This window comes from Pararhodobacter sp. (assembly GCF_034676075.1).
GTDB lineage: Bacteria > Pseudomonadota > Alphaproteobacteria > Rhodobacterales > Rhodobacteraceae > Pararhodobacter.
The window spans coordinates 167,912-191,294 of the sequence record NZ_JAUCCQ010000001.1 but is presented as its reverse complement, the minus strand read 5'-3'; the positions used below and the strand labels follow the sequence as shown (position 1 = coordinate 191,294).

Sequence of the window (23,383 nt, the reverse complement as noted above, 5' to 3'; positions counted from 1 at the left end):
TTAATTAGCAACTCATTTAATTTGCAAGTGGATTGTATCTTTGGAAACAGTTCACCGTCTGGCGGCGGCCTGCAGCCAGAACGACACCGCCACGGCGCCCGGATCGGGATGGCCCAGAACCCGGTCGCCGACATAGCTGGAGCGTCCGCGGCGGGGCTTCATCGCCTTGGTCGCCTCGGCCCCCTGAAGGGCGGCAGCAGCGGCAGCGCTCAGGCGTTCGGCCGGACTGCTGCCCTGCGCCATCGCCGCGACCGCCGGGGCCAGCGCGTCGACCATGGTCCGGTCGCCCGGCTCGGCGCCGCCCAGCTCGCACAAAGCTGCGACACCGCGGGCAAAGGCCTCGGCCAGCACGCTGCCAGCATCGCCCTCGGCCTCTTCCAGCGCATTCGCGGCGCCGAAGGCGAGGATGGCGTAGAGCGGGCCCGACGTGCCCCCGGTCGAACGCCGCACCACCGCGCCGACATGGCGCCAGAAGGCGGCGCCGGTCAGCCCCTCCAGCGTGGTGCGTTCGGCCAGCAGCGCCTCGGCCCCGCCGGCCAGCGAGCGGCCGATATCGCCGTCGCCGACAATCTGGTCCATGCGGGTGAGCTCGGGTTCGGCGGCGATCAGCGCCTCGCACCCCGCGACCAGCGCTGCCATCACGGCGGGATCGGCGCGGCCGGTCGCGGTGACGGGCTCGGCCGCTGCCGGGGCGGGGAGGGTCATCCCCTGACGCAGACCCGGCAGGGTCCAGGCCGGGGCCTCGGCCGGGGCGTCCAGCGCCGCCAGCCTGTCATCGTCCAGCGCCATCAGCGACAGCGAGACGCCCGCCATGTCGATGGCGGTGAGATAAGTGCCCGACCAGACCCGCGCGACCTCGAGCCCCAGCGCCGCGCAGGCCTCCAGCGCGTCACCGGCGACGATGGAAATCTCCATCGGCGGGGTCGAGCCCAGGTTGTTGACCAAAAGCGCCACGCGATCCCCGGGCTTCAGCCCGCGATCCCGGGCGATGGCGGCGATCAGCGCCTCGGCCAAGTCGGACGCGGGGCGCAGGGTGACGCGCTCCAGCCCGGCCTCGCCGTGGATGCCAAGGCCCAGCTCGATCTCGTCATGCTCCAGTTCGAAATTCGGGGTCCCGGCGGCGGGCACGATGCAGGGGCTGAGCGCCACGCCCATCGAGCCGGTGGCAGCCACGGCGGCCTCGGCCCGCGTCTTGACCTCGGCCAGCGGCAGCCCGGCCTCGGCCGCGACACCGGCGATCTTGTGGACCAGCACGGTCCCGGCGATGCCGCGCCGCCCGGCCGTCTTCTCGGCCGAACCCAGCGCCGCGTCGTCATCGACGATCACCACCTCGCAGGCGATCCCCTCGCCGCGGGCGATCTGCGCCGCGAGGCCAAAGTTCAGCCGGTCGCCGGTGTAGTTCTTGACGATCAGCAGCACGCCGCCCGGCCCCGCCACGGCGCGGATCGCCGTCAGCACCGCATCGGTCGAGGGCGAGGCGAAGACATCGCCCGCCACCGCCGCCGTCAGCATCCCGCGCCCGACATAGCCCGCGTGCGCCGGTTCGTGCCCCGAACCGCCGCCCGAAATCAGGGCGACCTTGCCCGAGGCGCGCAGTGCTTCCAGATCCGCGCGGACGACGATGGTCGTCCCCTCGATCAGCCGCAATCCGTTCGAGGTCGCGACCAGCCCGGCCAGCGCCTGCGGCACGACATCCTTCACCTCGTTGATCAGCTTTTTCATCGCGGCACCCCTCCCGGTTTGCAATTAAACAAGTTGCTGGCTAGACAGGCCCCAGTTGCAGGAGGCCTTGGCATGAACGATCCCGACCTCATCACCGAAAGCGGTCTTTCGGTGCAGGCGGGGCGCTATGCGCCCTATTATCTGTCGGTGCTGAACAACCGCCTCGCCTGGGGCGCGTCGCAGCTGTACCTGCATCTCTTCGACATCGGCCTGAACGAATGGCGCATCCTCTCGGCGTTGCGCAACGAGCCCGGCATCCAGGCCCTGCGGGTGGGCGAGATGGTGGCGATGAACAAATCCGTCGTCAGCCGCTCGACCCGGCGGCTGGAGGATCTGGGCTATGTCGTGGCCCGGCTGGACCGCGCACGGCGCCTGTTGTGGCTGACGCAGGCGGGGGCCGAGCTGCATGACAAGATCATCGCCATCGCCCTGCAACGCGAGGCCGCGCTGCTGGACGGGCTGGACGCGGCCGAGCTGGACCGGCTCTTCGCGCTGCTGGAACGGCTGCGCGAGAACCTGGCCAAGGTCGATGCCGTCGACCGCGCGCTGATGGGCCGCGACTGACGCCGGGCTCAGGGCAGGGCTGTTCACTGCTGGGTTTCCGGCAGATAGACCACCAGCCCGTCCAGGTCAGGCCCCAGTTCGATCTGGCATCCCAGGCGGCTGCGCGCGTCGATCGGCGAGGCGGCGCAATCGAGCATCGCCTCTTCCATGTCCTCGATCGGCGGCAGCTTCGCGGCGAAGGCCGGGTCGATGTGGACATGGCAGGTCGCGCACATCGCCGAGCCCCCGCATTCGCCGATGATCCCGGCAACGCCGTTCTGGACGGCCGCCTGCATGATGCTGGTGCCTGCCGGAACCGACAGCTCGGTGCGGCGCCCTTCGGCGCTGACAAAGGTTAGATTGACCATGCGGGACCCTCCTCTCGCCCGGTTCATAATACAACCAGTTTATATTGCAACTCGATTTGTGAGGCGAAGCGCGCAGGCTCGACGAGTCCTTGCAGGCGCCGTCACTGACCTGTGTTTGGGCCTCCCTTCAAAGGCCGGAAGGGCAGGCCGCCCCTAGCGACCGCGAAAGTCGAAGGAGAAATCGCGCTGCGCGCCCTGGGGAGGGGCGGGGAAGGGCGCGGCGCGGTGGAGGTGATCCAGAGCGGCCTGATCGAGCTCGGCGCTGCCTGAGGACCGGGCGAGCGCGGCAGAGGCCAGACGGCCATCCGCGGCGATGGTGAAGACCACCGTGGCCGACCCCCTCGCCCGAACCCGCGCCTGCCGCACGCGCTGGATCTGACGCATGACCTCGCCGGGATAGGTGGAGACCGGGGCAGTCCCGGGGGCGCTGGCCCGGGTGGCGGCTTGGGTCTCGGCCTGTCCCCGGGCACCATCGGCACTGCCGCGCCGGGCGGATCGGTCGCTGTCGCCGTCCGCCTCGGTGGTTTGCGCAGAGCGCGCCGTGCGGTCCGGGCGTCGTTGCGGGCGGGGCGTATCGGCCTCGGCGGTCAGGACGGCGATGGCGCTTTCGGCCGGTGTGGAAGGGGCGGGTGTCGTCCCTGTCGGGGATGGCGCGCTGGCGGCCATGTCGGGGACCGAGGGCACAGCCCCCCGCGCGAAATCACGAAAGTCGCTGCCGAGCGCTGCCGGGACCGCTGCGCCGCCTCCGGCGATTGCCCCGTCGACCTGCGGCGGCACCAGCATCGCCAGAATCGCGCCATGGATGAGGAGCGACAGCGCGCCCGCCAGCGCGATGCCCTTCCAGCCCGGTCCGGTGGCCTTGGCTTGTGGCGACAGCCTCATGCGGTGCGATTCCGGTCGGCTGCCTTGGATCCGGGGTCAGCCGCGCCGGCTCTTCGCCCGACGACACCTGCCCGCCTCATCGCACTCCCCTTTCGCCGAGGATCACCACCCGCGCCGCCCCGCCCTCGGTCAGGGCGGCGGCGAGCGTGACGAGCGTGCTGGCCTGAGCCCGTCGGTCGGGCAGGATGCGGGCCACACGCGGCTCGGTGAGGGTGGCGAGGTAGCGGGCGGCATCGGTCTCGGCCCCGCCCTGCAGCAGCCGCCCCTCGGCGGTCAGCACCAGCACATCGGGCGGCGGCTGCAGCGGCGTATCTCCGAGGTCCACCAGAGCGATCCCTTCGCCGGGGGCAGGGGCGAGCGTCCCGGCGATCAGGAAGAAGATCAGCATCAGGAAGACGACGTTGATCAGCCCGATCACCGGCTCGCCCTTCGCGCGGCGGACCGGCTGGCGCAGGCTCATGGCAGCACCCGGATGCCGAAAGGCGCGCCGCGCAGGGTGGCGAGGATATCGACCAGCCGCTGCGCCTCGACCCCCTCAGCCAGCGCGATCAGCACCGTGCCGCCTTCACCCGCCAGGGCCGCAAGACGGGCGGCGAGGCCCGCGACCGGCGCCTCCACGGCGTTGACCCGCAGGCTGTCGGGCGCGAGCTGCACGAAGACCGGCGGGCGGTCGCTGGCCCCGGCACCCGGTCCGCCGGGGGAGAGGTCCAGCTCGCCCAATCGGGCGAAGGTCGAGGTCAGCATGAAGAACAAAAGCAGCAGGAAGATCACGTCGATCAGCGAGGTGAGCGACAATGCCCGGCGGCGGGGTGGCGGGACGAGGCTAGCCATCGGCACCGAGGCCCGCGCAAAGGGCGGTGTCGATGATCCGCTCGGCCATCAGCGCCTCGCGGGCGATGCGGGCGTCGAACCAGCTGAGGATCAGCGAGGCGGGCATGGCGACGGCCAGACCCACGGCGGTGGTCAGCAGCGCCACCCAGATCCCGCCTGCCAAGGCCGAGGGATCGACGGCGGCGCCGGCCGATTGCAGGCCCTGGAAGGCCTCGATCATGCCCAGAACCGTGCCGAAAAGGCCCAGCAGCGGCGCCACCTGCGCCACGGAATCGAGCAGCCTGAGCCCGGCCGAGAGCCGCGCCAGACGGGCCGCGGCAAGCCCGGTCAGCCGCGCCCGCACCGCGTCTTGCGCCGGGTTGTGTGCAGCACTCAGGGCGGCGACCGCGAGGGAGGCCAGATGCGAGGGAGCGGCGGCAGCGGCCTGCATGGCGCGCTCCGCCTCGCCCCGGTCCCAGGCCGCGAGCGCCTGTTGCAGCGCGCCATGCCGTCCGACGCCCAGCCGCAGGAACTGCCCCAGCTTGACCAGGACCAGCGCCAGCGCAATCACCGACAGTGCGATCAGGATCATCACCACCGGGCCGCCCAGATCGGCCAGTTTGCGCAGGGCCTCGGGGAGCGGGCTCATTGCAGCATCTCGACCGGCACCCGGGTTTCCAGCGCGAGGGGCGCGGCGCAGGCAGGCCCCTCGGGCGCGCAGCTGTCGATGCCGTTGACCAGAAGCCGGGCGAGTCCGTCGCAGGCAAGTCCCGCCATCCGGAACGAGCGGACCCGCATCCGCGCGGCGGGCAGCGTCCCCAGATCGAAGAGCGTCAGCGCCGCGACCTGTCCCCCGGTGTCGAAAAGCACCGCCTCCAGCACCAGCCGGTCCAGATCCGCGCCGCTGTCATTCTGGACGACAAAGACGATCTGGCAGGCGTCTTCCTGCGGTTGCAGCGCGTTCAGTTCCAGTCGGATCGGCCCCGCCGTGGCAGGGCTGGCGGCAAGGATCAGCGCGAGGGTCAGGCAGCGGAACAGCAGCGTCATGTCAGGCTCCGGGCAGCGGGGCAGGGGCGCGGTCGGCCCCCCGATGAGCAAGGGCGTAGGGCAGCAGAAACCGCCCCTCCGCCGTGTCGATGAAACCCGCGCGCAGGCCGAAGACATTGGCGAGGCAGGTTTCGGTCAGCACGGCGTCCGGCGCGCCGTCGGCGACGATCCGGCCGCCCTGCATCACCACCAGCCGGGTGCAGAAGCGCGCGGCGTGGCCCAGATCGTGCAGCGAGACCAGGATGCCGCGCCCGCCCTCGGCCAGCTGCCGCAGCCGCTGCATCAGGGCGATCTGCTGCGCCGGATCGAGCCCGGCCGCAGGCTCGTCGGCCAGGATCAGAGGCGTGTCCTGTACCAGCACCCGCGCCAGCAGCACCCGCGCGAGCTCCCCGCCCGAGAGGTCGGTCGCCGACCTGTCGGCGAGGGCGGAGAGATCCAGCGCATCGAGAACCGCCTCGACCCGGCGGGCCGCGCTGGCAGGTGTGGCGGCGCCCGGCCCCCGGTGCGGCAGCAAGCCCAACGCCACCAGGTCGCGGACCGGCATCGGCCAGGCAACAGCGCGGGTCTGCGGCAGGAAGCCTGCATGGCGCGCGCGGGCCGCGGCGGGCATCGCGGCCAGCGAGGAATGGCCGGAGTGGCGGATCAACCCCAGAGCCGCGCGCAGCAACGTGGTCTTGCCCGCGCCGTTCGGCCCGATCAGCCCGACGCATTCACCGCGCCGCAGGCTCAGCGAGGCGCCGGACAACAGCGCCCGCCCGTGCCGGGTGACGGCCAGATCCCGCAGGTCGAGGAGGGGTGCAGTCAATGTCCCAGCCTCTCGGGCGTGTCCTCGGGCGCCTCGACCCCGCCGTCGTGCATCAGCGACCAGCGCGCCAGCAGATCGGCATCGACCCCGCCCTCGCGCGCGGCCTGTCTGAGGCCCACCCGCAGGGTGCGGCGTTGGTCACGGCCCTCGGGCAGGATCAGGACCTCGGGGGCGACGCCCGCCCGCAGATGCTGCATCAGCTCTGCTTTCAGAAGCACCAGATCCGCGGGGCCGAAGCGGTCGTAAAGCCAGGCCCAGGCGCGGGCGGCCTCGGGATCGTAGGGTTTCTCGTGGCCCTCGCCATCGCTGAAGGGGCTAGGGGGATGGAGCCCGGCACAGGGGACGAGGCCCGGCGGGATCGCCTGATTGGCCGAATGCGTCCGCCCGCCGCGCAGAAGCCGGGGCAGGACATGGGTATGGGGTCCGGGGGGCGACACGCCGCCGGTATCGGGCCCGCCGATCTTCTGGAACACCTCGATCCGGCCCAGTCGCGTCAGGGCCACGCGATGCGGATGCGCCCGCAGGATCGCGGCCATCGCCGGGTTGTCAGGTGTCATCAGCGATTGCCCGGCGGCGGCGCGCAGCCGGGCCAGCAGGGCGGGATCGGCGGTGCGGATGCAGAAATCGACCTGCGGCTGGGCGAGCCCCATGTCGAAGAGCACCGCTCCGCGATCCTCGGGGCGCAGGGCGTCACGGTCGGGGCCAAGCTCGGTCAGGACCGCACGCCGCGACATGGCGGCGGCCTCGGTCGGCAGGCACATCATCAGCGCCTGCCCCCAGCGCCCGGCGCGGGGCGAGAGCGTCTCGCAGGCCACCGGCTGCAGCTCAGGGGGCAGTGACAGGCGGATGCCGCCGCGGTCGGTGGCGCGGCCAAGGGGCTCGGTCCGCGCGGCCTCGCCGGGATCGTGGCGGAACTCGGCGATGGCGCCGAACGAGCCCATCGACCAGCCGCTGCCGGGATCGGCGAGATGGCGTTCGAGCAGCGCGAGCGTCGTGGTCAGGTTCATGGCGGACCTCAGGCGTTTTGCGCGAAACGGGTGCGCAGGATGAGCATCAGGAAGAAGGGCGCGCCGAGGATCGCCAGCAGCACCCCCAGTTTCAGATCGCGCCCCGGCAGGATCAGCCGCACGGCGATATCGGCGGCGAGCAGCAGCGCCGCGCCCCCCAGCGCCGAGACCGGCAGCAGCCGGGCCGGATCGCCCCGCGTGGCGCGGCGCAGGACATGCGGCACCATCAGGCCGATGAAGCCGATGGCCCCGGCGACGGCAGTGGCCGCGCCGACCACGGCGGCGGTGCCCAGAAGGACCGCGAGGCGGAGGCGCCCGAGGTCGACGCCCAGCGTGGCCGCCGCATCCTCGCCCAGCGTCAGGGCAGAGAGCGCGCGCGACTGGCTGAGCAGCAGCGCGGACCCCAGCGTGATGAAGGGCAGGGCAAGGGCGACATGGCTCCAGGAACGGTCGGCGAGCGAGCCCATCAGCCAGAAGACGATCTCCTGCGCGGCGAAGGGATCGGGCGACAGGTTCAGGACCAGGGCCAGCGCCGCCCCCGATAGCGCCGAGACGCCGATCCCGGCCAGGATCAGCGTCAGCGCCCCGCCGGCGGGACCGGCCAGCAAGGCCAGCATCAGGACCGCCAGGAAGGCTCCGGCGAGGCCGGCGAGCGGCAGGGCCAGGACCAGCGCCGCGGCAAGACCGGTCTGCAGTGCCAGCACGGCGCCGAGCGCGGCCGCGCCCGAGACGCCCAGAAGGCCCGGTTCCGCCAGCGGGTTGCGCAGATAGCCCTGCATCACCGCGCCCGACAGCCCGAGCCCGGCGCCGATCGCTGCTGCCAGTACCGCGCGCGGCAGGCGCAATTCGCGCATCACCAACGTCATCGGCCCGCCGTCGCCCAGGATCAGCGCCGACAGGCTGTCGCGGAACGGCACCGCCGCCGGGCCGATCAGCAACGAGGCGAGGAACAGCAGGCTCACCAGGATCACGAGGCCGGGGATCAGGAGGCGGCTCATGGCGCCGTCTCCTCGATCAGCCGGGCGATGGCGGCGAGGACATGCGGCGTGCCGCAGACCCAGTCGCGGTCGTTGGTCGCGACCCCGGCCCGGTAGGCGCGGCTCTGCCGAAGCGCCGGGTGGCGCAGCAGCGCGCGCGCTTCGGACCAGCCTGCCTGTGTATCGCTGCCGAGGATCAGCCGGTCGGGATCGGCCATCAGCAGCGCCTCCAGCCCCAGCATGCCGCCCCAGACAAAGCCCAGTTCATCCGCCAGATTGCGCAGCCCCGCGGCCCGCAGGATGTCACCCGAAAGGGTCTGAGACCCGCCGGTCCAGCCCCGCGCTGAATAGAGGACCGCGCGCGGTCCCTCGGTCCCGGCGCGGGCGTCGCGCAGAAACGCGGCCAGCCGGGCACGGTCGGCGCGGAACCCGGCGATCAGCGCCTGCGCCTCGGCCTCGCGCCCCAGCGCGCTGCCCATATGCGCCAGCGCGCCCTCGATATCGTCGAGGCTCGCCTCGGGTTCGAAGCGGATCACCGGCACGCCGAGGCGGTTGAGCATCGCCACCGTGGCCACGGTCGAATAGCGTCCGGCCAGCACGAGGTCGGGGTCGAGGAGATAGATCTCCTCGGCCAGACCCCGATTGGCGGGCAGCGCGCGCGCCGCCTCCCGCAGCGGGGCGACGGCGCCGTCATGCGCCAGATAGCTGACCGAGATCAGTTGCCCCGGCGCCGCCAGCATCAGCGCCAGTTGATCGGTGCAGAGGTTCATCGACACGACCCGCGCGGGTGGCGCCGTCTGCGCGGACCCGACGCCAGCCCAGAGGGCCAGCGCCAGCACAGGGGCCAGCCCCTCAGAAACGCGCGCGAAGACCGACATAGGCCGACCGCCCCCGTCCTGCATAACCCCAGACATCCATCACCGCGGCGTCGAACAGGTTCGCCACCCGCCCGACCAGCGTCACCCGGTCGGTCAGGTCGTATTGCGCGGCCAGATCGACAGTGGTGTAGGCGGGTAGTTCGACCGTGGGATTGGTGCCCCAGAACTGGGTATCCCAATTGCCCCGCACATGGCGCAGATCGGCGCTGACACGGCCGCGACCCTGCGCGAAGCCCCAGGTCGCGCCCAGGGACAGCTCATGCCGCGGGCGGCGGATTTCGACGCTGCCGTCGGGGTTCTCCGCCCGGAGCCAGGTATAGGTCATCCGCAGCCCCAGCCGGTCGGTCAGCTGCGTCCGCCCGCTCACCTCCACCCCATGCCGCAGGCTGTCGCCGCTCTGATTGATGTAGCTCCAGCTGCCGGGGCCGGTCGAGATGGCGGTGATCTCGTCGGTCATCACCTCGCGGAAGAGCGTGACATCCAGGACGCCCTCACGTCCCAGCGGCATCTCCAGCCCCAGATCGACCGAGCGGTTGCGTTCCGGCCGCAGATTGGGGTTGCCGACATAGCCGAAGGCTGCGGCATAGAGCTCGAAATAGCTCGGGTTCACCACGCCGGTCCCGGCCGAGCCATGCAGCCGCCAGCCGCCACCGAGGTCATGGCTTGCGGCCAGCGTCCAGGTCGTCGCATCCTCGAACACCCGGTTGTCGTCGTAGCGCGCACCCATCTGCAAGGAGAGCCCGCCGAATTCCCCCCGGTATTCCAACGCGTAAGAGGTGCTGGCCCGGTCATAGAGCGGGTTCGAGCTGCTCGAATCCCGCTCCCATTCCAGCATCGCGGTCAGAAGATGCGCGGCGCTGTCGACTGGCGCGCCGTCGAGGCCATAGCTCAGCCGGTAATGCACGGCGTCGGTCCGCGTCTCGGTCGGGGTACCGCCGCTGTTGCTCTGGCTGTTGCGGGTCGTCGCCAGCGAGAGCCGATGCACCAGCCGCCCGCCCGCCTGTTCATAGGTCAGGCCCAGCCCGGCGGTCCGCTCGTCGCGGTCGCTGAAGAGGGTCGGATCATCGACCACATAGCCCCGCCAGTCGGTCGCCATCCAGTCGGTTGCGTCGTAATCGTACTGCTCGCGCGACCGGCGCAGGGTGACATCGACGCTCAGATCGTCGCTCAGCGCGTAATCGCCCGACAGGATCGCGGTGCGGCGGCGGATGCCGTCCCGCTCGCCGCCGCTGCCGGAATTGTCGTAGCCGAGGTCGTCGAGATGCGAGAGCGCCAGCGACAGCCCGCCCCGCTCGCCGCGCCAGCCCAGGAAGCCCGAGGCCCGATGCGCCGCGCCGGTCTCCACCGAGACCTCGCGCGTCAGCCCGGGCGTGGCGCGGCGGGTGACGATGTTGATGACACCGGCCGAGGCATTCGAGCCATAGGCCACCGATTGCGGTCCGCGCAGGACCTCGATCCGTTCGATCATCGCGGTTTCCAGCCCGCTGAGGATGTATTCGCCATCCCCGCCCGCGGCCTCGATCCCGTCGATCAGGATCAGTGTGTGATTGGCCTCGGCCCCGCGCATGCGCACTTGGGTGAAGCTGTCGCCCGAGCCGCTGACCGCCACACCGGGCAGCGCGCGCAGCGCCTCCTGCACGGTGGTCAGGCCGCGTTCCTCGATCTCCTCGCCGGTGACAAGGGTCAGGGCGCGGCCGAGGCTGTCTTCCTCGATGGGCGTCAGGCCGGCGCTGAGGATCAGCGTGCCGAGGTCGTAATAGGTCTGCGCGCTGGCAGGACCCGCCACCAGGGCCAGGGTGGAGACAAGGGAAGGCAATAGGCGCATGGAACCCCCGAACGGATGCGCAGACACCCGGAAAGGGTGCCGTCGAAACAACGATGTGCGGGGTGATGAGACCGCCGCGGGTGAAATTCACCGCGACGGCATGGCCGTTGCCCTGGCGCCCTCCGCGCCCGGAACAGGGTGATGTGCCGGCAGGTCTCCTGACTCGCGGGTCATCGCTTGGCCGGGCCTTCCCGGGGCTGGCGCCCCAGTGGCATATCCGACCGCACTCGCCGCTCACAGTTGCGGGGGCAGTCCCGGAATAGCGCCCCATGGCGGGGCACGCACCGGGTTCCCTTCTTGCGTCCTGCACGGTGACACCGCGCAGGAACCGGAACACCCTTTGGGTAGCATCGCGGTTCGACCAAGGTCAAGCGATGCTCGCGCCAGGCGGGGCTTGTCTGCGATGGCTGGCGGCGGCGATTGTCGGGGGTGAGGCTAGAGGTCGCGGACCAGCCGCAGGCCCAGATGCGCCGGGGGTGTGCCGACGGCGCAGCCGCCGCGCGCCGGGTCGCGGACCAGATAGGAGAGCGTCGCCAGATGCTCGCCGCCGACATAGAAGGCGGCGCAGCGGTTGGCGGGCACATCCGCGCCCTGCACGCAGTCCGAGGTCCATTCCCAGACGCTGCCATCGAGATCGGCAATCCCCTCGGCCGTGGTCGAGAAGGCGCCTTGCGCGCGCAGCCGGCGCGGCGCGTTGTTTTCCAAGAGATAGGCCGAGGCCCAGCGGAGGTTGGGGTCGGTGAAAATCGGATCCGGGGCCTCGGGCAGCACGGATTGCGCCATCGCCTGCCATTCGGTCGAGCTGGGCAGCCGATAGCCGCCCCGGCTGCGCCGGTTGAACCAGGCGAGGTATTCCTGCGCGTCCAGATAGTTGATGCCCGTGGCCGGGGTCGTGGCGGGGTCGAACGCCGCCGGGGCCTGCAGGGCGAGACCGCAGGCGCCTTCGGCATGGCAGCGGTTCCATTCGGCAACCGTCACCTCGAAACGCTGCACCGCAAGCCGGTGGCCGTCGGGCAGGAGGACGGGCTCGGCCGCCATTTCCGGGCCGGGCAGCGGGTCGGGGCGGGCCAGCATCAGGCCCGCCCCTAGGGTGATGACCGCCGCCAGAGCTGCCAGACCCGCGGCGGCGAACCGGGACGCTGGGCGCCGGGCGGGCAGGGCAGGGATTGCGGCGGCGGTCATGGCGGGGACTCCGGTCAAAGGGTCAGAAGGCGCGCGGCGCCACGACCTGCTCCATCAGCTCGTTGTTCCAGGCCCCCTCGACCACCACATGCGCCGTGGCGCCGAGGATCGCGGCCTCGATCAGGTTGTGGTTGACGTAGGCGTAAACGCCGGGCTGCTCGAAGGTGTACATCACCGCCACGGCCGAGCCGCCGCGCACGAACCAGGTCTCCATCCCGGTCAGGGGCGGATCCGAGAACGAGCTTTCCCAGACGTAGTTCCCGTGTCCGCCGATCAGGTGGGGGCGGCTGTCGCGGTTGGCCTGGTTATGGACCATCAGCACCGTCTCACCGACATTGGCACGCAGCGCATTCTCCCCGGTCAGGGCACCGACCGCGCCGTTGAAGACGCTGTGCGTCGGCGTCAGGCTGCGCATCGCCTCGATCGAATCGGCGTAATCGTCGCCCGCGGCGGCATAGGTCTTGTAGGTGCCGTCCTCATCCACCGGCAGGTAGAAATCCTGCTCGCCGATGTAGAAGATCTTGTCATAGCTCAGCAGATTGCCGTCGCGGTCTTTCAGCCCCTCACGCGGCAGCACCATGACGGCGCCGTTCATGCCGTGGCAGACGTGATAGGGGATCATCGCCCCGCCCGGCGCGCAATGGTACGTGAAGCAGCCGGGTTTCGTGGCCTTCCAGCGCAGGACCGCTTCCTCGCCCGGGAAGACATGGGTCAGCGCCCCGCCCCCCAGCGCCCCGGTCGAGGCGTGGAAGTCGATGTTGTGCTCCATCATGCTGCTGGCGGGGTTGCGGATGGTCAGCTCGACCATATCGCCTTCGTGGACGATGATCAGCGGACCGGGGACGGAACCGTTGTAGGTCAGCGCCCAGATCTCGGCGCCGGTATCCTCGTCGATGGTGATCAGGCGCTCTTCGGTCTCCAGCGTGATCTCGACGATTTTCGGCCCGCCGGTGGCGACCTGCTCATGCTCGGGCGCGAAGGGGGGCGCGACCAGTTCCTGACGCACGCGGGTGTAGCCGCTCAGATCCACCGCGGGGCTCGCGGCCTCGGGTACGGCCTCGCCGCTTTTTTGCAGCGAGGGGACTCGGGGCAGGGCGCCGCGTTTGGCTTGCGCGGGACCGGCAAGCGCGGCACCGCCCGCCCAGGCGGCGGCACCGGCCAGCATCGAGCCGCGCAGGATGCCGCGGCGGCTGGTGGGAAGAAGGCCGGGGTTGATCAGCTTGGACATCATGTCCTCCTAGTCTGTAAGTCTTGGCATCAACGGGAAAATCGGGGAGGTCAGAGGTTGCCCAGCTGGGCCTCGAAGCGTTCGCGGGCCCGGGGCGGGATGCGCCCGGCCAGGAAATCCTCGGGCGCGGCGCTGGCCTCGCCCACGACGATGGTCATCACCATGCCCATGGCGAAATGCGGGGTGCAGCGCACGCCGTAGACGCCTTCGGTGTCCAGCGTGACCTCCAGCTCCTGGCCGACGCGGCTGGTGAAGGCCTCGGCGCCCGCGGGGATCATGCCGTCGATCGATTCCGCGTTGTGCCCGCGGTCGGTGGCGACGAAGTGCACGGTGTCGCCGGGGGCAACGCGCAGGAAGGCGGGTTCGAAGACCATCGGCCCGGCCTCGCCCCGGTTCAGCATCTGCACCTGATGGGTCTCGGCGTAACCCGCGCCGGCAAGGCCCAGCATCAGCACGAGGGCGGTCGTGGTGGCGGTCATGGCGGTCCGTTTCATCTGTAACATCCTTTGGTTCGCGGTGTCGTCATGGCGGCTTGGTACTGCCGGGCCGCGCCTGATTCTTTGAGCAAGCGCAAAGTCCGACTGTTATTGTGGGCGATGGGAAATTTGACTCCGCCCCGCCGAACAGGGACAAGGGACGGCCAGCATCGGAGCGGAGAAGCCCTTGCCACGCCTTGACGAATCCCTGCTGACCCATCTGCCGCCCTTTGACGGCCTGTCGCGCACCGATATCCGCCGGATCCTGGACGGCGCGGTATCGCGGCGGTTCGAGATTGGCGCCGATATCTTTCGCGAAGGTGAACCGGCGGACAGATTCTTCCTGCTGCTCGACGGCTATATCCGCGTGGTGCGCACCACCGAATCGGGCGAACAGATCACCGTCCTGCACATCCCCGCGGGCCAGTTGTTCGGCATCGCCCGCGCCATCGGCCGCGAGACCTATCCCGGCCGGGCCGTGGCGGCGGCGGAATGCATCGTGCTGTGCTGGCCGACGGCGCTGTGGGACGATTTCACCCGGCAATACCCGGGGTTCACCCTGAGCATGGCGCGCACGGTCGGCGTGCGTCTGGGCGAGATCCAGAGCCGGATGCAGGAACTGGCGACGCTGCATGTCGAGGCGCGGATCGCCACCGCCCTGCTGCGGCTGATCACCCAGACCGGCCGCCAGACCGAAGCGGGGGTCGAGATCGACTTTCCCCTGACCCGGCAGGACCTGTCGGAAATGACCGGCACGACGCTGCACACGGTGAGCCGCCTGCTCAGCGCCTGGCAGCGCGAGGGGGTGGTCCAGTCGCAGCACCGGCGGATCACGGTGCTGGACCGCGCGCGGCTCGAGGCCTGCGCGCAGCACCGGGGCTGACCGCCCGCCTTTTGCGCCAAGGCCCGCCTTTCACGCCAAAGTTTGCGTTTGCGCAAAACCTGCCCTGCGGACGCAGGTTATCCCGGGGGTCCTGAGTGACCATCCTGGAGACCCGAGCATGGCAGAGATCCTGACCAAGACGCGGGCACGGAACATCTTTTACGGGGGATCCATATTCTTCGTGGCGGTGTTCGGCGTGCTCGCAGTCCAGAGCCACCGATACATCGTCAACACCTCCACCGCCTCGATGCCGCTGACCCCCGAGGTCGCGCTCGGCAAGGAGGTATGGGAGCGTAATTCCTGCATCAATTGTCACAGCCTGCACGGCGAAGGCGCCTATTTCGCGCCCGAGGTCGGCAATGTCATGACCCGCTGGGGCGTGCTGGACGATCCCGAGGCCGCCTATGAGGTGCTCGACGCCTGGATGCAGGCTCAGCCCTCGGGCATCGAGGGTCGCCGCCAGATGCCGCAATTCCACCTGACGCCCGAGGAGACCCGCGCCCTGTCGGAATTCCTGCGGTGGGCCGACCAGATGGACACCCAGGGCTGGCCGCCCAACGACGCGGGCTGAGGAGAAAACCCATGAAATACCAAACTCAGAAAGTGGCCTATGCCTATTTCCTCGTGGCGCTGGCCCTCTTCGCGATCCAGTTGCTGGGCGGGCTGCTCGCCGGCTGGATCTATGTCTCGCCCAACTTCCTGTCCGAGATCCTGCCCTTCAACATCGTCCGCATGATCCACACCAACGCGCTGGTGGTCTGGCTGCTGCTGGGCTTCTTCGGCGCGGCCTATTTCCTGGTGCCCGAGGAAGCCGAGCGCGACCTCTATTCCGCGAAACTGGCCTATCTGCAGCTGGCCATTCTGGTCATCGGCACGCTGGGCGCGGTGGGAAGCTATCTGGTCGGCATCCACGGCGGGCGCGAGTTCCTGGAACAGCCCCTCTGGGTCAAGTTCGGCATCCTGGTGGCGGCGCTGATCTTCCTCTTCAACATCACGATGACCGCGCTGGCGGGCCGCAAGACGGCGATCACCAACGTCTTGCTGATGGGGCTGTGGCTTCTGTCGCTGCTCTGGGTCTTCGCCATCATCAACCCCGAGAACCTGGGCCTCGACAAGATGTACTGGTGGTTCGTCGTCCACCTCTGGGTCGAGGCGACCTGGGAGCTGGTGATGGCCGCGATCCTCGCCTTCCTGATGCTGAAGCTGACCGGCGTCGACCGCGAGGTGGTGGAGAAATGGCTCTATATCATCGTCGCCACGGCGCTGATCTCGGGCATCCTGGGCACCGGGCACCATTATTACTGGATCGGCACGCCGGGCTACTGGCAATGGATCGGCTCGATCTTCTCGACCTTCGAGGTCGTGCCCTTCTTCCTGATGATGTCCTTCGCCTTCGTGATGGTCTGGAAGGGCCGTCGCAACCACCCGAACAAGGCCGCTTTGCTGTGGTCGCTGGGGTCGTCGACCGTGGCCTTCTTCGGCGCCGGGGTCTGGGGTTTCCTGCATACGCTGCACGGGGTGAACTTCTATACCCACGGCACGCAGATCACCGCCGCGCACGGGCACCTCGCCTTCTATGGCGCCTATGTCGCGCTGAACCTGGCGATGTTCACCTATGCGATGCCGATCCTTCGCAACCGCGATCCCTATAACCAGGTGATTAACATGGGCGCCTTCTGGCTGATGACCGGCGGCATGGCCTTCATGACCTTCACCCTGACCTTCGCGGGGACGATCCAGACCCATATGCAGCGCGTGCTGGGCGATGATTTCATGAGCGTGCAGGACGGGCTCTCGCTGTTCTACCTGATGCGCTTCGGCTCGGGCGTGGCGGTGGTTACGGGTGCGCTGGTGCTGATCTACGCCCTGCTGGTTGCCCGTCGTCACGAGATCATCGCGCCGGGCAGCGCCCAGCCGGTGGCGGGGGAATGACCATGGGTATCCAGGACACCCCCCGGCTGCCGTTCTATCAGGAGACAGGGCGCGAATGCGCCCTGTTCGAAACCGCCCATGCCAAGGGCCTGCCCTTGCTGCTGAAAGGCCCGACCGGCTGCGGCAAGACCCGGTTCGTCGAGCATATGGCGGCGCGGCTGGGCAAGACGCTGCACACCGTCGCCTGCCACGACGACCTCTCCGCCGCCGACCTGATCGGGCGCTACCTGCTCAAGGGCGGCGAGACGGTCTGGGTCGATGGCCCCCTGACCCGCGCCGTGCGGGAAGGGGGGATCTGCTACCTGGATGAGGTGGTCGAGGCCCGCAAGGACGTGACCGTGGTCCTGCACCCCCTGACCGACACCCGCCGCACGCTGGTCATCGACCGCACCGGCGAGGAGCTGGTCGCGCCCCGTTCGTTCATGCTCGTGGCCAGCTACAACCCCGGCTACCAGAACGTGCTGAAGCGGCTGAAACCCTCGACCCGGCAGCGCTTCCTGTCGATCGGTTTCGACTTCCCGCAGCCCGAGGCCGAGATCGCCATCGTTGCCCGCGAAAGCGGGCTGGAGGCCGGGCGCGTCGCGCCGCTGGTCCGGCTGGGCGGTGCGATCCGGCGGCTGTCGGGGATGGATCTGGAGGAAGGCGTCTCGACCCGCCTCCTGATCTATGCCGCCACGCTGATGGCCAGCGGCATGGGGGTGATGCAGGCCATCGACGCGGCGATCATCGAGCCGATGTCGGACGAGGCGGATGTGCAGCGCGCGCTGCGCGATGTCGTCGCCACGATCTACGGGTGACGGGATGCGCATCCTCGACCTGATGGCGCCGGAAGAAACCGTGGGCGAGATCTGGCACGGTCTCGCCCAGGGTCTCGGCACCGCACCGCATTACCCCGGGGCCGGGGTGACGCTGGCCACGGTCCGCCCCTCGCTGGCGCTGCTATTCCGGGCTTTGGGCGGCGCGGCCGCGGTCGAACTGGTCGAGGCGCCGGAGACCGCGATCGCCCATCGCCCCAGCCTGACCCGCAAACTGGCCGCCGGGCGCGACACTGAGACCCGTGCGCGGTTCGATGGCGAGCGGCTTGCGCTTCCGCCCACTATCGACGCTTTCCCCGAGGCCGGGCTCAACCGCGCCTGCTATCTCTGGCTCACGGCGATGGCCGCGCTGGGTCAGGCGCCCGAAACGCTGCCCGAAAGGGGGCCCGAGGCCGACCTCGCCCAGATCGCCACCAATACCGCTGCCACCCGCGCCGTGCTCGCCGCCTGTCCCGGCCTGCGCGAGGCGCATCGCCGGATGCTGCCGCTGGCTCTGGCGCAGCGCCCCGCGCCCGGCCCCGGCTCCGAACGCGCGGTCGAGGCCCTGCTGCAGGCGGCGCTCAACACCGACCCTCTGGCCAAGCCCCCGCCGCCCTCGCGCGGGCATCTGCCCTTCGCGCCGGTGCCCCTTTGGCTGCATTGGACCCGCCCCGGCAAGGGCGATGCCGCCCCGGAACCCGAGGCCGAGCCCGGTCCCGCCCCCTCGGCCGCCGTCACCAAGCGCAAGTTCGGCCAGCGCCGCGATCTGGACCAAGCGAACCGGCGCGACAGTTTCATCGTCCACCGTTTCGAGGCGATCCTTAGCTGGGTCGAGGCGCTGAACGTCAATCGCTCCGTCGATGACGATGACGACGAGAACGCCGCAAAGGCCGCCGACGATCAGGACCGCCTGACGCTCTCGCGCAACGACCGCAAGGCGGCGACGCGGCTCAGGCTGCATCTGGACCTGTCGCCCGCCGATGCCGATCACGAGCGGCTTTCCGGCACCCATACCTATCCCGAATGGAACCACCGCGCGCGCAGCTACATGCCCGATCATGTCCGCGTTCTCGACGCCCCGGCTGAGGAGAACGCGGCCTATCACGGCAATCCCCGCCGCATCCGCGAGGTCCGCCGCCAGTTCGAGGCCCTGCGCCCGCGCCGCCTGCTGCAACCGCGTCAGGTGGAGGGCGCGGAACTCGACCTCGACGCGTTGCTGACCGCGCAGACCGACCTGCGCGCCACCGGGCGGGGCTCGGACCGCATCTGGCAGGCCGCGCGGCAGGTCGAACGCGATCTGAGCGTCGCGTTCCTCATCGACACCTCGCGCTCGACCGAGGCCGCGATCGGCGACACCTCGGTGATCGAGGTCGCGCGGGAGGCCATGGCGGCGATGGCCGAGGGCATCGAGGCCGCTGGCGACCGGCTGGGGATCTGGGGCTTTTCCTCTTTGCGCCGCGACCGGGTATTCCTGAGCCGCGTCAAGGATTTCGCCGATCCGGTCGGCCCACAGACCCGGGCCCGGATCGGTGGTCTGAGGCCCGGGCATTACACCCGCCTCGGCGCCGCGATCCGCCACGTCTCGGCCCAACTGCAGCAGGAGACCGCTGCGCGGCGGCTGTTGATCGTGCTGACCGATGGCAAGCCCAACGACCTTGACCATTACGAGGGCCAGCACGGGATCGAGGACAGCCGCATGGCCGTGCGCGAGGCGCGGCGCGCGGGGCTCGCCCTGCATGGCGTGGTCATCGACGAGGACGGGCAGGATTGGTTTCCCCGTATCTTCGGCCGTGGCGGCTTCACCCTGCTGCCCGATCCCGGCCGCCTGACCCGCGCCCTTCCCGACATTTATCGCCACCTCACGCAGGAGACCTGACATGCGTTTTCTTCCCATCATCCTGTCGCTGATCGCCACCCCGGTCGTGGCCGAGGCCTTCGACCGCCCGATCCCGCAGGCCCAGACCGCCGAGGCGGAATTCTGGTATCTGGTCGCCTCGCTTGCCTTCGTCGCGGCGCTGGTGGGCGTGCAATGGCTGGTCCGCCGGTCATGAGCGCGCCAGGCTGGAGCGTGCCGCGCCTGACGCTGGCCTTGTTTCCCTTCGGCTGGGGGGCGATGGCGGTGAACGTGTTCTTCGCCTCGTTGATCGGCTCCTGGGTCGGGCTGCCGGTGCTGGGCACATGGCCCTCGGCCGCGCTCGGCGCCCTGATCGCGCTGCCCGCCACCTGGGCCTTCGCCCGCCACATCCGCCACCTGATCGACCGGGCCGAGGAGGGCAGGACATGAGTACAATGGACCGGCAAAGGGCCTGGACCGGGCCTGCGCTGTTCAGCTTCGGTTTCCGGCCGTTCTTTCTGGGCGCCGGGATCTGGGCGGCGCTGACCATGGCGCTGTGGATCACCATGTTGTCGGGTCTTCTGGATCTGCCGACGCGCTTTGACCCGGTCGCCTGGCACGCCCACGAATTCCTGTTCGGCTATCTCGGCGCGGTGATGGCGGGCTTCCTGATGACCGCTGTCCCCAACTGGACCGGCCGCATGCCGCTGGTCGGCTGGCCGCTGGCGGTGCTTTTCGCGCTCTGGCTCATCGGCCGGGTCGCCGTCACCGTCTCTGCCCTGCTGCCGCCCCTTGTCGCGCCGGTCGCCGATCTCGCCTTCGCGCTGGCCCTGCTGGCGGCGATGGGGCGCGAGGTAGTGGCCGGGCGCAACTGGCGCAACCTTGTCGTGCTGGGCATGCTGGCACTCTTCACGCTGGGCAACGCGGCCTTCCATCTCGACGCTCTGCGCGGCGGAACCCCGGCTCAGGGTGCAGGTCTGCGGCTGGGGCTGGGCGGGGCGATCCTGCTGGTGGCGCTGATCGGCGGGCGGATCATCCCCTCCTTCACCCGCAACTGGCTGGCCAAGCGCGGCCCGGGCCGCCTGCCGACCCCGCCCGAGCGGCGTTTCGACAAGGTGGCGCTTCTGGCCCTGCTGGGCGCGATCTTGCTCTGGATCACGCTGCCCGAGGCGCCGCTGACCGCCGCAGCGCTGATCCTCGCCGGGGGGCTGCATGCCGTACGGCTCAGCCGCTGGGCCGGGGACCGCTGCGGGGCCGAGCCGCTGGTCTGGGTCCTGCACCTGGCCTATGGCTTCGTGCCGCTGGGGGCGCTGACCTTGGGTGGGGCGATCCTGTTTCCCGCCGCCCTGTCCCCGGCTGCGGCGCAGCATCTGTGGATGGCGGGCGGGATCGGCATGATGACGCTGGCGGTGATGACCCGTGCCACGCGCGGCCACACCGGGCAGGCGCTGACGGCGGGCCGGGGCACCACCGCGCTCTATCTGGCGGTGACGCTGGCGGTTCTGGCGCGGCTTGCCGCGGGGCTGGCGCCAGGCAGCGCGGAGCTGTTCCTGAGGCTGTCGGCCCTGGGCTGGATCGCCGGGTTCGGCGGCTTCGCCCTGCTTTACGGCGGGCTCCTGCTGCGGCCCCGCGCGCGGCGCTAGAGCCGCGCCCGCCAGAGGCGGAAACGCCCTTGGCCGGTGATCTCCTCGATCAAACCGCGCTCGGTCAGCCGGTCCAGATTGCGCTGGACCGCGGCGCGCGAGGCGCCGGTTTCCGTCTCGGCCAGGGGGGCGGCGACCAGCGGCCAGCCTTCGATCACATCGAGCAACAGCGCCGGAACCCGCCCCGAGAGGTCGCCGGTCGCTTCCTCGGCCCGCTGTCGCCAGGCGGTCAGCCGTTCGAGGTGCAAAAGCGCGGCCAGCACCGATTGCTCTGCCCCGGCGATCCAGGCGGCGAGCTTGCGCCGGGGCTCGCCCTGTCCCTGCAACCCGCCCGGCCCGCCGGTCGCCAGCGGCAGGAAGGGCGCACCCTGCCCGGGCAGGCGGCTCATCGCCGCGCCGTGTCGGGCGGCAAGGACCGCGGCTTCCAGATCGCGGGCGCTCTCGGGGCCGATGAGGCGCCAGGCCTGAAACAGGACCGCCGCCTGCGTCACCGGATGCAGGCCTGTCAGACTGCGCAGCAAGACCGTCAGATCCTCGATCGACTCACCCGGGCGGTCGAGGAATCCGCCGATGTCCTGCGAGGGCGTCGGGCCATGCGTCAGCCGCCGCGTCGCCCAACCGGCGCGGGCCAGGGCGGCCTCGCTGTCGGCCGTGCTGCCGACGCGGAGCGCGAGCCATAGACCCAGCCGCTCGACCGGGAAGCGGGTGCCGGCCCACCAGGAGAGCGTCGCCACCTCCTGCAACGCCAACCGCAGCCTGAGGCCGGGCGGGCCTTGCCGCAGCCGAAGGTCCAGCTCGCCGAAGGCGAGGCTCAGCCCGGCCAAGGGCCCCGCCAGCGCCTGCTCGGCCGCGCGCCATTCGTCCGGCTCGAACAGCGCCCGCCGGTCGGCCCGGGGCAGGGGCTGGCCCAGCGGGTCGTCGTCATCCTCCATCGGGCCGGGCAGGAACCAGAGGTCCTCCTCGGGGATGCCTTGGGCATCGTCCGGCAGATCACCGGGATAATCGTCGTCAAAAGGCCGAGGCATGGTTCAGCCTCGCGCCACATAGCCGCGACGGCGCTTGGCGGCCTCGAAGGCGTGAAAGGCGGACAGCGCGGCGCGGGCGCTGTCGAACGAGGCGATCTTGTGCCGCCCATAGGTGCCGTTCCGGCCCCAACGGCGGGTCACGCACCATTCGCCGAACAGGTCACGCTCCAGATCCAGCCGATAGAAGCGGTCGATATTCTCGGGGGCGTCGCGCCGCTCCAGCGATCTGTGCATAGTCTGCCCCCGGCTGATCCCCTCGAATCTGCGGGTCCTGCGCGCAGAAGGCAAGGATTTTGCGCATTGCGGGGCGTCAGGCGGCCTCAAGGCAGATCGCCACCCCCATGCCCCCGCCGATGCAGAGGGACGCCAGACCCTTCCGCGCCTTGCTGCGCCGCATCTCGTGCAGCAACGTGGTGACGATGCGGTTGCCGCTGGCCGCCAGCGGATGTCCAAGCGCGATGGCGCCTCCGTTCACGTTGATCCGCGCCGGGTCCCAGTCCATGTGCCGGTTGACCGCCAGCGACTGGGCGGCGAAGGCCTCGTTGATCTCCAGCCTTTCCAGATCGGTTGCGTTCCACCCGGCTCGGGCCAGCGCCGCGCGCGAGGCCTCGACTGGCCCCAACCCCATGTCCATCGGGTCGAGCGCGGCCGCGGCATAGCTGGCGATCCGGGCGAGCGGGGTCAGGTTCAGCGCCTGCATCCGCCGTTCCGACATCACCAGCACCGCCGAGGCGCCGTCGTTCAGGCCCGAGGCATTGCCCGCGGTGATCGTTCCCTCGGGATCGAAAGCGGGGGCCATGGCCGAGAGCCGCTCCAGCGTGGTGGCGCGGGGCGATTCATCCTCGGTCACCACGCGCTCGCCGCCCCGGACGGGCAGGGTGATCGGCACGATCTCATCTGCGAAGAGCCCGGCCTTCTGCGCCGCCGCCGCCCGCTCTTGCGAGGTCAGGGCGAAGGGGTCCTGCGCCTCGCGCGTGATCTGGAAGCGCCGGGCCAATTGCTCGACCGTATTGCCCATGTGGATGTCGTTGAACACATCCCAGAGGCCGTCGACGATCATCATGTCCTCAAGTCCGAGGTCCCCCATCCGCGCCGGTGCCCGGCTTTTCCGCAGCAGGCGCGGGGACTCGGTCATGCTGTCCTGCCCGCTGGCCAGCACGATCTCGGCGTCACCCGCGCGGATCGCCTGTGCGGCAAGATGGATGGATTTCTGCCCGGCCCCGCAGACCTTGTTGATGGTCATGGCGGGCACGCGGTCGGGGATGCCCGCCCAGATCGCCGCCTGCCGCGCCGGGTTCTGGCCCGCGCCGCCCTGCAGGACCTGCCCGGCGATCACCTCGTCGATCGTCGCCGGGTCGATCCCGGCATCGGCGATCACGGCGCGCATCACCGCGGCCCCCAGCCGCGCCGCCGGAACCCCGGCATAGGCGCCGCCCAGCTTGCCGATCGGTGCGCGGCGCGCGGCGACGATGAAGACACCTGTGGACATGCGATCCTCCCTCGCGATTCTGGACCGAACGGT

At 70.3% G+C, this 23,383-nt stretch carries 27 protein-coding genes and 1 riboswitch; of the genes, 9 read left to right on the top strand and 18 right to left on the bottom strand.

Features of this window, described 5'->3' with window-relative positions:
* Nucleotides 1-51: 51 nt before the first annotated feature.
* Nucleotides 52-1,722: a dihydroxyacetone kinase family protein gene (locus VDQ18_RS00950; RefSeq protein WP_323019165.1), complete on the bottom strand. Its 1,671-nt coding sequence runs from the start codon at nucleotides 1,720-1,722 to the stop codon at nucleotides 52-54.
* Between the two features lie 72 nt (nucleotides 1,723-1,794).
* Here VDQ18_RS00950 and VDQ18_RS00945 point away from each other — a divergent pair, with 72 nt between their 5' ends.
* On the top strand, nucleotides 1,795-2,286 hold the full coding sequence (locus VDQ18_RS00945) for a MarR family winged helix-turn-helix transcriptional regulator (RefSeq protein WP_323019164.1): 492 nt from the start codon (nucleotides 1,795-1,797) through the stop codon (nucleotides 2,284-2,286).
* A 23-nt stretch (nucleotides 2,287-2,309) separates the two neighbouring features.
* Here the strand turns inward: VDQ18_RS00945 and VDQ18_RS00940 are convergent, their stop codons facing one another.
* The 14 genes from VDQ18_RS00940 to VDQ18_RS00875 form a co-directional block, all read right to left on the bottom strand.
* Complete coding sequence (locus VDQ18_RS00940; RefSeq protein ID WP_323019163.1) at nucleotides 2,310-2,633, bottom strand: 2Fe-2S iron-sulfur cluster-binding protein; 324 nt, start codon at nucleotides 2,631-2,633, stop codon at nucleotides 2,310-2,312.
* Nucleotides 2,634-2,786: 153 nt separating this feature from the next.
* Nucleotides 2,787-3,515, bottom strand: coding sequence for a TonB family protein (locus VDQ18_RS00935; protein ID WP_323019162.1), 729 nt, complete (start codon nucleotides 3,513-3,515; stop codon nucleotides 2,787-2,789).
* Between the two features lie 76 nt (nucleotides 3,516-3,591).
* The gene (locus VDQ18_RS00930) at nucleotides 3,592-3,975 is read right to left on the bottom strand and encodes a biopolymer transporter ExbD (RefSeq protein ID WP_323019161.1); all 384 of its coding nucleotides are present in this window, start codon (nucleotides 3,973-3,975) and stop codon (nucleotides 3,592-3,594) included.
* On the bottom strand, nucleotides 3,972-4,346 hold the full coding sequence (locus VDQ18_RS00925; protein ID WP_323019160.1) for a biopolymer transporter ExbD: 375 nt from the start codon (nucleotides 4,344-4,346) through the stop codon (nucleotides 3,972-3,974). Before VDQ18_RS00925 ends, VDQ18_RS00930 begins: the two co-directional genes overlap by 4 nt.
* Complete coding sequence (locus VDQ18_RS00920; RefSeq protein ID WP_323019159.1) at nucleotides 4,339-4,974, bottom strand: MotA/TolQ/ExbB proton channel family protein; 636 nt, start codon at nucleotides 4,972-4,974, stop codon at nucleotides 4,339-4,341. The genes VDQ18_RS00925 and VDQ18_RS00920 overlap by 8 nt, the downstream gene beginning before the upstream one ends.
* A complete protein-coding gene (locus tag VDQ18_RS00915) occupies nucleotides 4,971-5,372 on the bottom strand; it encodes a hypothetical protein (protein ID WP_323019158.1) in 402 nt (133 codons plus the stop codon). The genes VDQ18_RS00920 and VDQ18_RS00915 overlap by 4 nt, the downstream gene beginning before the upstream one ends.
* A gap of 1 nt (nucleotide 5,373) precedes the next feature.
* Nucleotides 5,374-6,177 (bottom strand): ABC transporter ATP-binding protein, encoded by an 804-nt coding sequence (locus VDQ18_RS00910; protein ID WP_323019157.1) that lies wholly within the window; start codon nucleotides 6,175-6,177, stop codon nucleotides 5,374-5,376.
* Entirely contained in the window at nucleotides 6,174-7,184 is a 1,011-nt protein-coding gene (locus VDQ18_RS00905; RefSeq protein ID WP_323019156.1) for a DUF6925 family protein, read from the bottom strand. The genes VDQ18_RS00910 and VDQ18_RS00905 overlap by 4 nt, the downstream gene beginning before the upstream one ends.
* A gap of 8 nt (nucleotides 7,185-7,192) precedes the next feature.
* Nucleotides 7,193-8,182 (bottom strand): iron ABC transporter permease, encoded by a 990-nt coding sequence (locus VDQ18_RS00900; protein ID WP_323019155.1) that lies wholly within the window; start codon nucleotides 8,180-8,182, stop codon nucleotides 7,193-7,195.
* Nucleotides 8,179-9,039 (bottom strand): ABC transporter substrate-binding protein, encoded by an 861-nt coding sequence (locus VDQ18_RS00895; RefSeq protein WP_323019154.1) that lies wholly within the window; start codon nucleotides 9,037-9,039, stop codon nucleotides 8,179-8,181. The genes VDQ18_RS00900 and VDQ18_RS00895 overlap by 4 nt, the downstream gene beginning before the upstream one ends.
* Entirely contained in the window at nucleotides 9,014-10,864 is a 1,851-nt protein-coding gene (locus tag VDQ18_RS00890) for a TonB-dependent receptor plug domain-containing protein (RefSeq protein WP_323019153.1), read from the bottom strand. Before VDQ18_RS00890 ends, VDQ18_RS00895 begins: the two co-directional genes overlap by 26 nt.
* 130 nt (nucleotides 10,865-10,994) lie before the next feature.
* Nucleotides 10,995-11,212, bottom strand: a riboswitch (cobalamin riboswitch).
* Between the two features lie 87 nt (nucleotides 11,213-11,299).
* The gene (locus VDQ18_RS00885; RefSeq protein ID WP_323019152.1) at nucleotides 11,300-12,046 is read right to left on the bottom strand and encodes a formylglycine-generating enzyme family protein; all 747 of its coding nucleotides are present in this window, start codon (nucleotides 12,044-12,046) and stop codon (nucleotides 11,300-11,302) included.
* Nucleotides 12,047-12,068: 22 nt separating this feature from the next.
* Nucleotides 12,069-13,274 carry a copper-containing nitrite reductase gene (nirK, locus tag VDQ18_RS00880; RefSeq protein WP_323019151.1) on the bottom strand — a complete coding sequence of 402 codons (1,206 nt, stop codon included), beginning with the start codon at nucleotides 13,272-13,274 and terminating at the stop codon, nucleotides 12,069-12,071.
* 50 nt (nucleotides 13,275-13,324) lie between these two features.
* A complete protein-coding gene (locus tag VDQ18_RS00875) occupies nucleotides 13,325-13,768 on the bottom strand; it encodes a pseudoazurin (RefSeq protein WP_323019150.1) in 444 nt (147 codons plus the stop codon).
* 169 nt (nucleotides 13,769-13,937) lie between these two features.
* Here VDQ18_RS00875 and VDQ18_RS00870 point away from each other — a divergent pair, with 169 nt between their 5' ends.
* From VDQ18_RS00870 to VDQ18_RS00835, 8 genes are all read left to right on the top strand, one after another.
* Nucleotides 13,938-14,633, top strand: coding sequence for a Crp/Fnr family transcriptional regulator (locus VDQ18_RS00870; protein WP_323019149.1), 696 nt, complete (start codon nucleotides 13,938-13,940; stop codon nucleotides 14,631-14,633).
* A gap of 118 nt (nucleotides 14,634-14,751) precedes the next feature.
* Nucleotides 14,752-15,204, top strand: a complete 453-nt coding sequence (locus VDQ18_RS00865; RefSeq protein WP_323019148.1) for a cytochrome c — start codon at nucleotides 14,752-14,754, stop codon at nucleotides 15,202-15,204.
* 11 nt (nucleotides 15,205-15,215) lie between these two features.
* A complete protein-coding gene (locus VDQ18_RS00860; RefSeq protein WP_323019147.1) occupies nucleotides 15,216-16,565 on the top strand; it encodes a cbb3-type cytochrome c oxidase subunit I in 1,350 nt (449 codons plus the stop codon).
* A 2-nt stretch (nucleotides 16,566-16,567) separates the two neighbouring features.
* Nucleotides 16,568-17,362 (top strand): CbbQ/NirQ/NorQ/GpvN family protein, encoded by a 795-nt coding sequence (locus tag VDQ18_RS00855; RefSeq protein WP_323019244.1) that lies wholly within the window; start codon nucleotides 16,568-16,570, stop codon nucleotides 17,360-17,362.
* Between the two features lie 4 nt (nucleotides 17,363-17,366).
* Nucleotides 17,367-19,235, top strand: coding sequence for a nitric oxide reductase activation protein NorD (locus tag VDQ18_RS00850; protein WP_323019146.1), 1,869 nt, complete (start codon nucleotides 17,367-17,369; stop codon nucleotides 19,233-19,235).
* A 1-nt stretch (nucleotide 19,236) separates the two neighbouring features.
* The gene (locus VDQ18_RS00845) at nucleotides 19,237-19,410 is read left to right on the top strand and encodes a protein NnrT (RefSeq protein WP_323019145.1); all 174 of its coding nucleotides are present in this window, start codon (nucleotides 19,237-19,239) and stop codon (nucleotides 19,408-19,410) included.
* Nucleotides 19,389-19,643, top strand: coding sequence for an NnrT protein (locus VDQ18_RS00840; protein ID WP_323019144.1), 255 nt, complete (start codon nucleotides 19,389-19,391; stop codon nucleotides 19,641-19,643). Before VDQ18_RS00845 ends, VDQ18_RS00840 begins: the two co-directional genes overlap by 22 nt.
* Complete coding sequence (locus tag VDQ18_RS00835; RefSeq protein WP_323019143.1) at nucleotides 19,640-20,836, top strand: NnrS family protein; 1,197 nt, start codon at nucleotides 19,640-19,642, stop codon at nucleotides 20,834-20,836. The genes VDQ18_RS00840 and VDQ18_RS00835 overlap by 4 nt, the downstream gene beginning before the upstream one ends.
* Here VDQ18_RS00835 and VDQ18_RS00830 read toward each other — a convergent pair.
* From VDQ18_RS00830 to VDQ18_RS00820, 3 genes are all read right to left on the bottom strand, one after another.
* On the bottom strand, nucleotides 20,833-21,861 hold the full coding sequence (locus VDQ18_RS00830; protein ID WP_323019142.1) for a hypothetical protein: 1,029 nt from the start codon (nucleotides 21,859-21,861) through the stop codon (nucleotides 20,833-20,835). The genes VDQ18_RS00835 and VDQ18_RS00830 overlap by 4 nt on opposite strands.
* 3 nt (nucleotides 21,862-21,864) lie before the next feature.
* Nucleotides 21,865-22,095 carry a WGR domain-containing protein gene (locus VDQ18_RS00825; protein WP_323019141.1) on the bottom strand — a complete coding sequence of 77 codons (231 nt, stop codon included), beginning with the start codon at nucleotides 22,093-22,095 and terminating at the stop codon, nucleotides 21,865-21,867.
* Between the two features lie 76 nt (nucleotides 22,096-22,171).
* Nucleotides 22,172-23,350 (bottom strand): acetyl-CoA C-acetyltransferase, encoded by a 1,179-nt coding sequence (locus VDQ18_RS00820; RefSeq protein ID WP_323019140.1) that lies wholly within the window; start codon nucleotides 23,348-23,350, stop codon nucleotides 22,172-22,174.
* Nucleotides 23,351-23,383 lie beyond the last annotated feature (33 nt).

Coding starts and splice junctions, on each gene's coding strand:
- VDQ18_RS00950 (WP_323019165.1), bottom strand. CDS start 1,722: ATGAAAAAGCTGATCAACGAGGTGAAGGATGTCGTGCCGCAGGCGCTG.
- VDQ18_RS00945 (WP_323019164.1), top strand. CDS start 1,795: ATGAACGATCCCGACCTCATCACCGAAAGCGGTCTTTCGGTGCAGGCG.
- VDQ18_RS00940 (WP_323019163.1), bottom strand. CDS start 2,633: ATGGTCAATCTAACCTTTGTCAGCGCCGAAGGGCGCCGCACCGAGCTG.
- VDQ18_RS00935 (WP_323019162.1), bottom strand. CDS start 3,515: ATGAGGCTGTCGCCACAAGCCAAGGCCACCGGACCGGGCTGGAAGGGC.
- VDQ18_RS00930 (WP_323019161.1), bottom strand. CDS start 3,975: ATGAGCCTGCGCCAGCCGGTCCGCCGCGCGAAGGGCGAGCCGGTGATC.
- VDQ18_RS00925 (WP_323019160.1), bottom strand. CDS start 4,346: ATGGCTAGCCTCGTCCCGCCACCCCGCCGCCGGGCATTGTCGCTCACC.
- VDQ18_RS00920 (WP_323019159.1), bottom strand. CDS start 4,974: ATGAGCCCGCTCCCCGAGGCCCTGCGCAAACTGGCCGATCTGGGCGGC.
- VDQ18_RS00915 (WP_323019158.1), bottom strand. CDS start 5,372: ATGACGCTGCTGTTCCGCTGCCTGACCCTCGCGCTGATCCTTGCCGCC.
- VDQ18_RS00905 (WP_323019156.1), bottom strand. CDS start 7,184: ATGAACCTGACCACGACGCTCGCGCTGCTCGAACGCCATCTCGCCGAT.
- VDQ18_RS00900 (WP_323019155.1), bottom strand. CDS start 8,182: ATGAGCCGCCTCCTGATCCCCGGCCTCGTGATCCTGGTGAGCCTGCTG.
- VDQ18_RS00895 (WP_323019154.1), bottom strand. CDS start 9,039: ATGTCGGTCTTCGCGCGCGTTTCTGAGGGGCTGGCCCCTGTGCTGGCG.
- VDQ18_RS00890 (WP_323019153.1), bottom strand. CDS start 10,864: ATGCGCCTATTGCCTTCCCTTGTCTCCACCCTGGCCCTGGTGGCGGGT.
- VDQ18_RS00885 (WP_323019152.1), bottom strand. CDS start 12,046: ATGACCGCCGCCGCAATCCCTGCCCTGCCCGCCCGGCGCCCAGCGTCC.
- nirK (WP_323019151.1), bottom strand. CDS start 13,274: ATGTCCAAGCTGATCAACCCCGGCCTTCTTCCCACCAGCCGCCGCGGC.
- VDQ18_RS00875 (WP_323019150.1), bottom strand. CDS start 13,768: ATGAAACGGACCGCCATGACCGCCACCACGACCGCCCTCGTGCTGATG.
- VDQ18_RS00865 (WP_323019148.1), top strand. CDS start 14,752: ATGGCAGAGATCCTGACCAAGACGCGGGCACGGAACATCTTTTACGGG.
- VDQ18_RS00860 (WP_323019147.1), top strand. CDS start 15,216: ATGAAATACCAAACTCAGAAAGTGGCCTATGCCTATTTCCTCGTGGCG.
- VDQ18_RS00855 (WP_323019244.1), top strand. CDS start 16,568: ATGGGTATCCAGGACACCCCCCGGCTGCCGTTCTATCAGGAGACAGGG.
- VDQ18_RS00850 (WP_323019146.1), top strand. CDS start 17,367: ATGCGCATCCTCGACCTGATGGCGCCGGAAGAAACCGTGGGCGAGATC.
- VDQ18_RS00845 (WP_323019145.1), top strand. CDS start 19,237: ATGCGTTTTCTTCCCATCATCCTGTCGCTGATCGCCACCCCGGTCGTG.
- VDQ18_RS00840 (WP_323019144.1), top strand. CDS start 19,389: ATGGCTGGTCCGCCGGTCATGAGCGCGCCAGGCTGGAGCGTGCCGCGC.
- VDQ18_RS00835 (WP_323019143.1), top strand. CDS start 19,640: ATGAGTACAATGGACCGGCAAAGGGCCTGGACCGGGCCTGCGCTGTTC.
- VDQ18_RS00830 (WP_323019142.1), bottom strand. CDS start 21,861: ATGCCTCGGCCTTTTGACGACGATTATCCCGGTGATCTGCCGGACGAT.
- VDQ18_RS00825 (WP_323019141.1), bottom strand. CDS start 22,095: ATGCACAGATCGCTGGAGCGGCGCGACGCCCCCGAGAATATCGACCGC.
- VDQ18_RS00820 (WP_323019140.1), bottom strand. CDS start 23,350: ATGTCCACAGGTGTCTTCATCGTCGCCGCGCGCCGCGCACCGATCGGC.